This is a genomic window from Actinoplanes sp. NPDC023714 (assembly GCF_040639855.1).
In the GTDB taxonomy this organism is placed as follows: domain Bacteria; phylum Actinomycetota; class Actinomycetes; order Mycobacteriales; family Micromonosporaceae; genus Actinoplanes.
Genome location: NZ_JBFAAR010000001.1, coordinates 1,082,044 through 1,093,485, shown reverse-complemented (window position 1 = coordinate 1,093,485; position 11,442 = coordinate 1,082,044). Strand labels below are relative to the sequence as shown.

The 11,442-nt window shown below is 71.9% G+C and carries 10 protein-coding genes and 1 riboswitch; of the genes, 7 read left to right on the top strand and 3 right to left on the bottom strand.

The features are described 5' to 3' along the window. The first annotated feature begins 27 nt into the window (after positions 1–27). From AB0G10_RS05200 to AB0G10_RS05180, 5 genes are all read left to right on the top strand, one after another. Positions 28–978: an SGNH/GDSL hydrolase family protein gene (locus AB0G10_RS05200; RefSeq protein WP_360916718.1), complete on the top strand. Its 951-nt coding sequence runs from the start codon at positions 28–30 to the stop codon at positions 976–978. Positions 979–998: 20 nt separating this feature from the next. Further along, positions 999–1,439, top strand: a complete 441-nt coding sequence (locus tag AB0G10_RS05195; RefSeq protein WP_360916715.1) for a TIGR03618 family F420-dependent PPOX class oxidoreductase — start codon at positions 999–1,001, stop codon at positions 1,437–1,439. A 302-nt stretch (positions 1,440–1,741) separates the two neighbouring features. Then, positions 1,742–2,470, top strand: a complete 729-nt coding sequence (locus AB0G10_RS05190) for a hypothetical protein (RefSeq protein WP_360916712.1) — start codon at positions 1,742–1,744, stop codon at positions 2,468–2,470. A 9-nt stretch (positions 2,471–2,479) separates the two neighbouring features. Then, a complete protein-coding gene (locus AB0G10_RS05185) occupies positions 2,480–3,364 on the top strand; it encodes a TIGR03619 family F420-dependent LLM class oxidoreductase (RefSeq protein ID WP_360916710.1) in 885 nt (294 codons plus the stop codon). Between the two features lie 17 nt (positions 3,365–3,381). Next, entirely contained in the window at positions 3,382–4,032 is a 651-nt protein-coding gene (locus AB0G10_RS05180; RefSeq protein WP_360916707.1) for a carbohydrate-binding protein, read from the top strand. A gap of 638 nt (positions 4,033–4,670) precedes the next feature. Here AB0G10_RS05180 and AB0G10_RS05175 read toward each other — a convergent pair. After that, a complete protein-coding gene (locus AB0G10_RS05175) occupies positions 4,671–5,042 on the bottom strand; it encodes an Hsp20/alpha crystallin family protein (protein ID WP_360916704.1) in 372 nt (123 codons plus the stop codon). A gap of 150 nt (positions 5,043–5,192) precedes the next feature. On the opposite strand from AB0G10_RS05175, the gene dinB reads away from it, so the two are divergent. Beyond that, on the top strand, positions 5,193–6,371 hold the full coding sequence (dinB, locus tag AB0G10_RS05170; RefSeq protein WP_360916701.1) for a DNA polymerase IV: 1,179 nt from the start codon (positions 5,193–5,195) through the stop codon (positions 6,369–6,371). 28 nt (positions 6,372–6,399) lie between these two features. Continuing rightward, entirely contained in the window at positions 6,400–7,188 is a 789-nt protein-coding gene (cobF, locus tag AB0G10_RS05165) for a precorrin-6A synthase (deacetylating) (RefSeq protein WP_360916698.1), read from the top strand. Here cobF and AB0G10_RS05160 read toward each other — a convergent pair. Both AB0G10_RS05160 and cobN read right to left on the bottom strand, forming a co-directional pair. Continuing rightward, positions 7,135–7,653, bottom strand: coding sequence for an N-acetyltransferase (locus AB0G10_RS05160; protein ID WP_360916695.1), 519 nt, complete (start codon positions 7,651–7,653; stop codon positions 7,135–7,137). The genes cobF and AB0G10_RS05160 overlap by 54 nt on opposite strands. A 26-nt stretch (positions 7,654–7,679) precedes the next feature. Beyond that, positions 7,680–11,255 carry a cobaltochelatase subunit CobN gene (gene cobN / locus AB0G10_RS05155; RefSeq protein WP_360916691.1) on the bottom strand — a complete coding sequence of 1,192 codons (3,576 nt, stop codon included), beginning with the start codon at positions 11,253–11,255 and terminating at the stop codon, positions 7,680–7,682. Positions 11,256–11,311: 56 nt separating this feature from the next. Beyond that, a riboswitch (cobalamin riboswitch) is annotated at positions 11,312–11,384 on the bottom strand. Between the last annotated feature and the right edge of the window lie 58 nt (positions 11,385–11,442).

Here is an 11,442-nt window from a genome sequence, read left to right as displayed (position 1 = left end):
CAGGGATGGCTATGGCGGGGTGGGCGGGTGTCTGCTGGTACGAGAGTGGTGCGGTATCTGCCGCACGTCGCGGCGGGGGTCGCGGTGCTGGCCGGGGTGGTCATGCCGGGCCGTCAGGAGCCGGCCGAGGCCGAGGTGGCGGCGGCCGGGTCCGGGGTCGTACGGATCATGCCGTTCGGAGACAGCATCACGGTCGGCACCGGGTCGCCGGGGCGCAACGGATACCGGATCGAGCTGCAGAGCCGGCTCGCCGAGGCGGGCCTCGCCTTCGACTTCGTGGGCTCGCAGACCACCGGCACCAGCCGCGGCGACGCCGACCACGAGGGGCACGGCGGCTGGACCATCGACCAGCTCGCGGTCGATGCCGACGTCTGGGTGGCGGCCGCGAAGCCGGACGTGGTCCTGCTGCACGCCGGCACGAACGACGTCACCCGCCTCGAACGGCCGGCGGTCACCGCCGCGAAGCTGTCCCGGCTGATCGACCGGGTCCGGTCCGGCGCCCCGCGCGCGGCGATCTTCGTGTCCACCATCGTCGGCACCGCGGTCCCGGCCGAGGACCTGGCGAACCGGGCCTTCAACCGGCTCATCCCCGGCGTCGTGGCCGGCAAGGACGCGAACGTGCACCTCGTGGACCAGGCCTCGGTGGCCGGGCTCGACCTCTATGACAACCACCATCCGAACGGCTTCGGGTACAGCAAGATGGCCTACGCCTGGTACCGGGCCATGCGTGCCACCCTGCGCCCGGACTGGCCCGCCACGGCCGACCCGTCCGCCGCGAAGCGGAAACTCCTCTGCCGCCATCTCACCCGCCGGGTCTGCGCCTGGTGGTATCTGCGCACCGTCGTGACCCCCGCCGGCGCGTCGGAGGAGATCTGGCAGACGCGGCGCCCGGCCGTCGAGACCTTCCGGGTACGGGTGGCCGGCCGCGCGGAGGTCCGCACCCGCCGGGTCACGGTGTGGTCCAGCACGTGGCGCTGACGACCACTATGGTCGGACGCATGGGTGCTCTGGAGGATGCCTGGGAGCTGAGCCGCGCCGAGACCGGGCTCGCCATCGTGTCGACGGTCCGCGCCGACCTGACCGTGCAGTCCACGCTCGTGAACACCGGGCTGATCGCGCACCCGGTGGACGGGTCGCCGGTGCTCGCGTTCGTCACCTACGGGGCGGTCAAGCTGCGGAATCTCCGGGAGCGGCCGCGGCTCGCCGTCGCGTTCCGGAGCGGCTGGCGCTACGCCACGGTCGAGGGGCGGGCGCTGCTGGCCGGCCCGGACGACCCGCAGCCGTGGCTCGACCCGGAACGCCTGCGCCTGCTGCTGCGCGAGATCTTCACGGCGGCCGGCGGGACGCACGACGACTGGGCGGCCTACGACCGCACGATGGCCGAGCAGCGCCGGACCGCGGTCCTGGTGACGCCGGACCGCATCTATCCGACGGCGTGAACTGAGAGAAGAGGAGCGCAACCGCTCCCGCAGGCCGCGTGGCTGTCGCTCGCGCTTCGGACGCGCAGCGGCCGGCGGGCGAAGCCGCGCCCTCGGCGTGAGCAGCGGTCCGCACCCCCCACCCCGCTGCGACATCTTCTTTAAGTTTGTCTGATTCCGGCTATTGATAGCCGTCGTTCCGGTGGACCATCAGGCCATGGCAGAGGAGTACGAGGAGGAGCGACCGGCCGGGCCGCACGATCCCGGCGCCGGCGAGGACTGGGCCGGCGCGGACGTCCCCGATCCGTGGGAGGAGGGGGCGGATGGCCTGGATCCTGGTCCCGTGCCTGAAGAGTCTGCGTAGCGAGTTCAACGCGCTCGCGCCGAACCGGGACAAGGGCAGCGACGGATCGATCGGGGACAGCTCGCACGCCGGGCAGAGATCCGACCACAACCCGGACGAGACCGGCGCGACGCCCTACGAGGACGCCGACAGCCGCAACGAGGTACACGCCGTCGACGTCGACGCCGACCTCCGGAAACCCGGCTGGACCATGCTCCGGGCCGTCGAGATCATCGTGATCCGGCACCGGGAGGGGCGGGACGACCGGCTGCAGAACGTCATCTACAACCGCCGCATCTGGTCGCGGTCCTGGGGATGGACGGCCCGGGAGTACACCGGCGCCAGCGCACACACCGAGCACGCCCACTTCTCCAGCCGGTACACGACCGCGCAGGAGGACGACACCGGCCCGTGGGGGCTGCTGGAGGCAGACGTGACGAAGAGCGAGTTCACCGCGTGGATGACCGAGTGGGCGCGGAGCAAGGCCGGGCGGGAGGCGATCGCGCAGGCCGTGCTCACCTACGACCCCGGCAAGGACGCGAGCGGCAAGATCCCCGCGGGCGGGATCGTCAACCCGGGCTCGGACGCGCCGGGCAACCCGACGATCACCGGCTCGTTCGCGCTGAACCGGGCGGCCGTCGCGGCGATGCTCGGCTACGAGATCCGGGCGAAGGTGGACGAACTACTGAAGGGTCAGAACCCCGGCTAGGTTGTGGGGATGCTGATCAGTTTCGGACTGCCGGTGTCCGGCGCCTGGGCGCGGCCGGAGACGCTCACCACGGTCGCGCGGCGGGCCGAGGAACTCGGCTACCACGGTCTGTGGGCGTTCCAGCGGCTGCTCGCCGGCCGCGACCAGGACCTCGCGCCGGTCTATCGCAGCGTGCTCGACCCGACCGTGGCGCTGACCTGGGCGGCGGCCGCCACGAGCCGGATCCGGATCGGCGTCTCGGTGATCAACCTGCCCTACCTCTCGCCCGCCTACCTGGCCAAGCAGGTGGGCACGCTCGACGTGCTGTCCGGCGGCCGGTTCGACCTGGGGCTGGGCAGCGGGTGGTCCGAGCCGGAGTTCGTGGCGACCGGTTCTGATCCCCGGCCCCGCGGCCGCAGGATCGAGGAGTACCTGGCGGCGCTGCGGGCTCTGTGGGCGGGCGACGAGTCCGGATTCAAGGGCGATCTGTACGAGGTTCCGCCCGGCCTCATGTCACCCCTGCCCGTCCAGGCGGGTGGGCCTCCGATCCTGCTCGGCGGCACGGCCGAGGTCGCGCTGCGGCGGGCCGGCCGGATCGCCGGCGGATGGGTGAGCAGCAGCCGGGCGAGCCTCGAGGACATCGCGCGGGGCGCGCGCGTCGTCCGGCAGGCGGCCGAGGAGGCCGGGAAGGACCCCTCATCCGTACGGGTCGTCGTGCGCGGGGCCCTGCAGAGCGGGGCGCTGTCCGGGACCTGGGCGCAGATCCGGGACGGCGCGCAGCGCTACGCCGAGGCCGGCGCCACCGAGCTCTTCTACGACCCGAACTGGGACCCGCGGATCGGCGCCCCGGACGCCGACCCGGTCCGGGCCGCCGAGCTGGGCGAAGAGATCCTCACCGAACTGGCGCCGGGCTGAGCCGCTACATTCTGCCCGTGGACCACCGATCTCCGAACGTCTACCGGACACGCTCCTGGACGACCCGCCGGCGGGTGCTGACCTCGCTCGGCGGGGTCGCGCTGGTGCTGCTGGGATACGCGATCGGCCGCTGGCAGGACACGCCGGCCGCGGTCGTGCCGGTCTCTGCACCGGCCGTCCCTTCGCCGGCTGTCACTTCCGCGGCCGCCCCGGTTCCGGCCACTCCCACCTCGGACGCTCCGGCATCGGCCGCTCCCCGAGCCGTCGACTACCCGGTCATCCAGGCCGAGAACGCGACCGAGCTGGCCGGCATCCAGACGCAGGAGACCGGGGACGAGGGCGGCGGGCTGAACACAGCCTGGATCACCCGGAGCGATCACCTGCGGTTCGACAACCTGGACTTCGGCGAGGTGCCCGCGACGAAGGCGAGACTGCGGATCTCGGCCGCCTCCGGGGTCACCGGCGGGCGGGTCGAGATCCGCCTCGACAGCAGGGCGAACGCGCCGGTCGGCGAGGTGTCGGTGGCGGACACCGGGGACTGGCAGAAGTACGTCACCACCGTGGCGGCACTCCAGCCGATCACCGGAGTGCACACGGTGTTCGTGACGTTCGCGGCCCCGGACGACACCGAGTTCGTCAACGTGAACTGGATCCAGTTCGCCCACTGACCGCCGGCCCAGCCCGCCTGCCCGCCCGGATCAGGCCCGTGCCGCCCGCCGCAGCACCCCGCCCCCAGCAGCACCCCGCCCCCAGCAGCACCCTGCCGCCGGCCGCACCTCCGCCGCCCGCGCAGCACTGCCGTCGGCCGCATTCTCGCCATCCGAGCGTCCCGCCGCCTGCGCAACATGGCCGCCTGCTGCGCCCTCGCTGCCGCGCGCCCGCGCGTCGCCGCGCCCTCGCGTCGCCGCGCCCTCGCGTCGCCGCACCCTCGCGTCGCCGCCCCTCGCCGTCGCCGCGCCCTAGCGTCGCCGCACTCTCGCCGTCACCGCGCCCTCGCGGATTGACCGCCGGGGCCGCCAGCGCACCTTCGCCGCCCTCGCGGACTCACCGCCCTCGCGCTCCGGCCGCTGCGGATCTTGGACGATTGCCCACCTCTTCGCGATCTTGGACGATTGCCCCCTCTTTGCGATCTTGAACGATCCACAACCGTTTTCGGTGGTCAGGCGTCCAAGATCTTTGAGGGGGTGGGCAGGCGTCCAAGATCCGCCGGGAGAGCGAGCGCGGGAGGGAGAGCGCGAGAGCGAGCGCGAGAGGGAGAGCGAGCGCGAGGGAGAGCGAGCGCGGGACGGAGGGCCTGCGGCCGGGATCAGGCGTTCGCCAGCAGGGCCTCGCGGGACTCCAGCACCGGGATGCGGAGGGTGAGCACGCCGTTCTCGCAGCGGGCTTCCAGCCGGTCCACGTCGAGCTTCTCGGAGAGCCGGCGGGAGAAGTCGCCCATCGAACGCTCGGCCACGAGCAGCTGGACGTCGTCGGCGCGGCGGCGCTCGGCGCGGATCGTCAGTACCTTGCCGTCGACCGTGATGTCGATCGAGGCAGGGTCGACGCCGGGCAGGTCGATGTCGATGAAGAACGTCTCGTCCCGGCGGTACGCGTCGAGCCGGGCACCGGATTCGCGGGTGGCGACGACGCGGGCGGTGAGGTGCTCGAGCTCGCGCACGGTGGGGGTACTGAGCAACATGGTGGTGGCTCCAAGGCTTGAGCGTGGGTGACTCAACTTCAGAAACCGAGAATCTCGCCTCGGGATTCCCTCAAATTACTCAGCCCGCTGTGCCGCTTCCAGCCATCGTGACGGCCGCCATGATTAGAACATGTGTACTATGCTGCGGCTGTGATCCTGCACGCCGACCTCGACTCCTTCTACGCTTCGGTCGAGCAACGCGACGACCCCTCGTTGCGGGGGCGCCCGGTGCTGGTCGGCGGCGGGGTGGTGCTGGCCGCGAGCTATGAGGCGAAGGCGTTCGGGGTGCGGACGCCGATGTCGCTGAGCAAGGCCCGGGCGCTCTGCCCGCAGGCCATCGTGGTCCCGCCGCGGATGTCGGCCTACACGAAGGCCAGCCGCCTGGTGTTCGAGATCTTCGAGGACACCACGCCGATCGTCGAGCCGCTCTCGATCGACGAGGCGTTCCTCGACGTCGACGGGCTGCGGAAGATCCGGGGTACGCCCGTGGAGATCGCCCACCGGCTGCGCGCCGACGTCCGCGAGCGGGCCGGGCTGCCGATCACGGTGGGCGTGGCCGGGACGAAGTTCCTCGCCAAGGTGGCGAGCGGCGCCGGCAAGCCGGACGGGCTGCTCGTCGTCCCGCCCGGCGAGGAGCTCGCGTTCCTGCACCCGCTGCCGGTGGAGAAGCTCTGGGGCGTCGGCCCGGTCACCGCGGCCAAGCTGCGGGATCGCCAGATCCACACGGTCGGTCACGTGGCCCGGATCGGCGAGGCCGCGCTCGTCTCCATCCTCGGCGGCAACGCCGGCCGGCACCTGCACGCCCTCGCCCACAACCGGGACCCGCGCCGGGTCAGCACCGGGCACCGGCGGGGCTCGATCGGCGCGCAGTGCGCCCTCGGCCGCGGCGCGCACAGCACCGAGCAGGTCGAGGCCACCCTCGACGCCCTCGTCGACCGGGTGACCCGCCGGATGCGACGGGCCCATCGAGCCGGGCGGACCGTCACGCTGCGGCTCCGGTTCGGCGACTTCACCCGGGCGACCCGCTCGCGGAGCCTGCTGAAGGCCACCATGCAGACCGAGGCGATCTCCCGGACGGCCGGCGATCTGCTGCGCGAGGCCCGGCCATTGATCGCTGAGCGCGGCCTCACGCTGGTCGGCGTCGCCGTGAGCAATCTCGACGGCGACGGCAACGTACAGATGGAATTGCCTTTTGAAGAGGCGCCGGATGTGGATCGTCTCGACGCCGCGATGGACCAGGTCCGGGAGCGCTTCGGCAATGACGCGCTGCGCCGGGCCGCGATGATCGGCCGGACGATGTCCCCCTCGGTTCCCCTGCTGAGCGATTGAAGCAGCGGCTGAGGCAGACTTTCTCCTCATGCGGAAGATCTACGTGATCGGGATCGGCGCCGGCGACCCGGACCATCTCACCCTCCAGGCGGCCAAGGCGATCGGCCGGACCAACGTGTTCTTCCTGATCGACAAGGGCGAGACCAAGCAGAGCCTCATCGACCTGCGGGAACGCATCATCCGGGGCTACTCGCACCCGCACAAGCGGATCGTCGAGGGCCGCGACCCCGACCGCGACCGCACCCCGTCCGACTACACCGGCACCATCGCGGGCTGGCGGCACGAGCGGGGTCTCATGCTCGAGGGCCTGATCGGCGAGCACCTCAGGGACGACGAGATCGGCGCGCTGCTGGTCTGGGGCGATCCGTCGCTCTACGACTCCACGATCGCGATCCTCGAGGAGATCCTGGGCCGCGGCGAGACCACCTTCGAGTACGAGGTGATCCCCGGCATCAGCAGCGTGTCGGCACTGGCCGCCAAGCACCGGATCGGCCTGAACCGGGTGGGCCGTCCGTTCCAGGTCACGACCGGCCGGCGGCTCACCGACGAGGGCTGGCCGGAGGGCGTCGACGACGTGGTCGTGATGCTCGACGCCCAGCAGGCGTTCACCGCCCACCCGGACGCCGAGATCTACTGGGGCGCCTACGTCGGCACCGAGGACGAGCTGCTCGCCGCGGGCCGGGTCGGTGAGGTGGCCGAGGAGATCGTGAAGACGCGCGCCGAGGCCCGCGCCCGGCACGGCTGGATCATGGACACCTACCTGCTACGCCGGAACGGCGTCGAAGGGGGCGGCGTAGGTGAAGCCGCCCCGCAGTGAGGGGCTGCAGCTCGTGAGAGGGCGCGCCTGGAAATAGGGCGCCCACTCGGCCACCGGGGCCGTGATGCCGAACTCGCCGGCGAACCGGAAGCCGAACCGGGCGTAATACCGGGGGTCGCCGAGCAGGATCACGACCGGTTCGCCGAGGGCGTCGGCCGCGCCGAGGACGGCGTGCACGAGCGCCGAGCCGACGCCGCGTTTCTGGTGATCGGGATGGACACTGAGCGGGCCGAGTCCGAGAGCGGGCGCCGTCTCCACATAGCCGCGCGAGCACACCACGTGCCCGGTGATCTGCCCGTTTTGTCTAGCTATAAGCGACAATTCCGGGATCCGGCCCTCGTCTGCGCGCAACGCATCGACCAGGTCGGCCTCGGCGGCACGGCCGAACGCCGCCAGCGTCACCGCGCGGATCTCGGCTTCCTGCCCGGGCTGCTCCCGCTCCACGATCATGGGAGCCAGCCTCACGACCGGCCCCCATGAACACAAGCGAATTAGGCCGGGCCGTCCTCCAGCTCGCCCTCGGTCTCCAGGTAGAGCTGCTGCAACGCGGCGATCGTCGACGGATCCGGCGACTCCCAGAGGTTGCGCTCGGCCGCTTCGAGCAGGCGCTCGCTGATGCCGTGCAGCGCCCACGGGTTCGACTGCCGCATGAACTTCTGGTTCTCCGGGTCGAGCACGTAGCTGGCGGCCAGTTGCTCGTACATCCAGTCGGTCACCACGCCGGCGGTGGCGTCGTACCCGAAGAGGTAGTCCACGGTCGCGGCCAGCTCGAACGCGCCCTTGTAGCCGTGCCGCCGCATCGCGGCGATCCAGCGCGGGTTCACCACGCGGGCGCGGAAGATCCGCGCGGTCTCCTCGGTCAGGCTGCGGGTCCGTGCCTGGTCCGGGTTGGTGGAATCACCGATGTACGCCGCGGGCGCCTTCCCCGTGAGCGCCCGCACGGTCGCGATCATCCCGCCGTGGTACTGGAAGTAGTCGTCCGAGTCGGCGATGTCGTGCTCGCGGGTGTCGATGTTCTTGGCGGCCACGTCGATCCGGCGGTAGGCGTTCTCCATGTCCGGCCGCGCCGGGACGCCGTCCAGGTCCCGGCCGTACGCGAACCCGCCCCACACGGCGTAGACCTCGGCCAGATCGGCGTCGTCCCGCCAGTTCCGGCTGTCGATCAGTGGCAGGATGCCGGCGCCGTACGCCCCCGGCCGCGACCCGAAGATCCGCATGGTGGCCCGCCGCCAGTCGCCGTGCTCCGCCTGGTCGCGCAGCGCGTGCTCGCGGACGTGGTTGTCCGGCTCGTCCAGCGCCGCCACCATGGCGAACGCGTCGTCGAGCATCGCCACGACGTGCGGGAAGGCGTCCCGGAAGAAACCCGAGATGCGGACCGTCACGTCGATCCGGGGCCGGCCCAGCTCCTCCCGGGAGATCGGCTCCAGGCCGGTGACGCGGCGGGAGGCCGGGTCCCAGACCGGCCGGACACCGATCAGCGCGAGGATCTCCGCGATGTCGTCGCCGGCCGTCCGCATGGCGCTCGTGCCCCAGGCCGAGATGCCGATCGACTTGGGCCAGGTCCCGCCGTGGTCGGCCCGGTACCGGTCGAGCAGCGACTCGGCCATGGCCTGGCCGGTCTCCCAGGCGAGCGCGCTGGGGATGGCCTTCGGGTCGACCGAGTAGAAGTTGCGGCCGGTCGGCAGGACGTTGATGAGGCCGCGGAGCGGGGAGCCGCTCGGGCCGGCCGGGACGTAGCCGCCGTCGAGGGCGTGCAGCACGTGGGTGATCTCATCAGTGGTCCGGGCGAGCCGGGGGACGATCTCGGTGGCGGCGAATTCGAGCACGCGGGTCACCGCCTCCGACATTTCGGAAAAATCCGAAATGTCGGGAATGTCGGTGAGGAGGTCCGCCGGAACCGACGCCGGCCAGCCCCGCTCCTCCATCGCCGTGACGAGGGCCCTCGCCTGCTCCTCGACCGCGTCGGTCTCGGCCGTCGACGCGTTCTCGGCCAGGCCGAGCGCCTCCCGCAGCCCCGGCAGGGCCGCCACCTTGCCGGCCCACATCTGCCGGGCCCGGAGCATCGCGAGAACCAGGTTGATCCGCGGCTCGCCGACCGGCGCGGCGCCGAGTACGTGCAGGCCGTCCCGGATCTGGACGTCCTTGACCTCACACAGCCATCCGTCGATGTGCATGATGAAGTCGTCGAACTCCTCGTCGTCCGGGCGGTGCGCCTGGCCGAGGTCGTGGTCCATCTTCGCGGCCTGGATCAGCGTCCAGATCTGCGCCCGGATGGCGGGCAGCTTCGCCGGGTCGAGCGCCGCGATGTTCGCGTGCTCGTCGAGGAGTTGCTCCAGGCGGGCGATGTCGCCGTACGACTCGGCCCGCGCCATCGGCGGGATGAGGTGGTCGACGAGCGTGGCGTGCGCCCGGCGCTTCGCCTGGGTGCCCTCGCCCGGGTCGTTCACCAGGAACGGGTAGATCAGCGGCAGGTCGCCGAGCGCCGCGTCGGTGCCGTCCGAGGCGGACATGCCGACGTTCTTGCCGGGCAGCCATTCCAGGTTGCCGTGCTTGCCGACGTGCACCACGGCGTCGGCCCGGAAGTCGTCGGCGATCCACCGGTAGGCGGCCAGGTAGTGGTGCGACGGCGGCAGGTCCGGGTCGTGGTAGATCGCGACCGGGTTCGCGCCGAAACCGCGCGGCGGCTGCACCATGACCACGATGTTCGCGTCGCGGAGGGCGGCCAGCACGATGTCGCCACCGTCCACGTAGAGCTCGCCCGGCGCCGGCCCCCAGTGCCGCTCGACGTTCTCCCGGAAGTCCTCCGGCATGGTGTCGAACCATGATTTGTACGAGGCGCCGGAGATGCGCACCGGGTTTCCGGCGAGCTGCTCCTCGGTGAGCCAGTCCGGGTCCTGACCGCCGGCCGCGATCAGCGCGTGGATGAGACCGTCGCCGTCGTAGGACGTGAAGTCGCCGACCCGATATCCCCGATCGGCCAGGGCGGCCAGCAGCGCGACCGTCGAGGCCGGGGTGTCCAGGCCGACGGCGTTGCCGATCCGCGAGTGCTTGGTCGGGTACGCCGACAGCATCAGCACGATCCTGCGGTCGGCCGGCGGGACGTGCCGGAGCCGGGCGTGCGCCACCGCGATCCCGGCGACCCGCAGCGCCCGCTCCGGGTCGGCCACGTAGACCGAGAGCCCTTCCGGGTCGATCTCCTTGAACGAGAACGGCACCGTGATGATCCGCCCGTCGAACTCCGGGATCGCCACCTGCGTGGCAGCGTCGAGCGGGGACAGGCCGTCGTCGCTCTCCTCCCAGGCCGCCCGCGAACTGGTCAGGCAGAGTCCCTGGAGGATCGGCACGTCCAGGTCGGCGAGCACACCGACGTCCCACGCCTCGTCGTCGCCGCCCGCACCGGCGGTGGCCGGCTTGGTGCCGCCGGCTGCCAGCACGGTCACCACCAGGGCGTCCGCCTTGCGCAGCTCGGCCAGCAGCTCGGGCGGCGCGGTACGCAGCGAAGCCGTGAAGATCGGCAGCGCCCGGGCGCCCTTCGCCTCGATCGCCTGGCAGAGCGCCTCGACGAACGCGGTGTTCCCGGCCATGTGGTGGGCCCGGTAGTAGAGGACCGCGACCGTGGTCTCGGCCTCTGTGGAAGGACGCGGCAGCACGCCCCACTGCGGCGCCTCGACGGCCGGCGCGAAGCCGTTGCCGGTCAGCAGCACCGTGTCGGAGAGGAAGTCGTGCAGCGACGCCAGGTTCTCCCCGCCGCCCTGGGCCAGGTAGACGTGCGCGTCCGCGGCGACACCGGCCGGCACCGTGGACAGTTTCATGAGGTCGGCGTCGGGGGCCTGCTCACCGCCGAGGACGACGACCGGCACGCGCTGCTCGCTGTCGAGCAGCGCGTCGAGGCCCTCCTCCCAGGCGCGGCGCCCACCGAGGATGCGCACGACCACCAGGTCGACGCCGTCGAGCAGGGCGGGCAGATCGGAGACGGCGGTCCGGGCCGGGTTGCCGAGTCGCCACGCGGAGCCACTGGCCCGGGCACTGAGCAGATCGGTGTCGGACGTGGACAGCAGCAGAAACACGCGTAGCGCTCCCCCTCGGGGTCCGCGCCCCGTGGTCGTCGAGATCACGGCGAACGGAGTTCCTGACTTCCGGGTCGTGCTGACCCGGTCACAGTGGCGGGACCGCGCCGGAATCGCACCGGCTTCCTCCGCGGCTTCGCCGCTGGTAGACCTCCCACCTTTCCGAACGCCCCGCTCGCCGTCAAGG

Excerpts from the sequence above, each read along its gene's own strand:
- AB0G10_RS05190 (WP_360916712.1), top strand. The coding sequence starts at position 1,742 with ATGGCCTGGATCCTGGTCCCGTGCCTGAAGAGTCTGCGTAGCGAGTTC.
- AB0G10_RS05195 (WP_360916715.1), top strand. The coding sequence starts at position 999 with ATGGGTGCTCTGGAGGATGCCTGGGAGCTGAGCCGCGCCGAGACCGGG.
- cobF (WP_360916698.1), top strand. The coding sequence starts at position 6,400 with ATGCGGAAGATCTACGTGATCGGGATCGGCGCCGGCGACCCGGACCAT.
- AB0G10_RS05175 (WP_360916704.1), bottom strand. The coding sequence starts at position 5,042 with ATGTTGCTCAGTACCCCCACCGTGCGCGAGCTCGAGCACCTCACCGCC.
- AB0G10_RS05185 (WP_360916710.1), top strand. The coding sequence starts at position 2,480 with ATGCTGATCAGTTTCGGACTGCCGGTGTCCGGCGCCTGGGCGCGGCCG.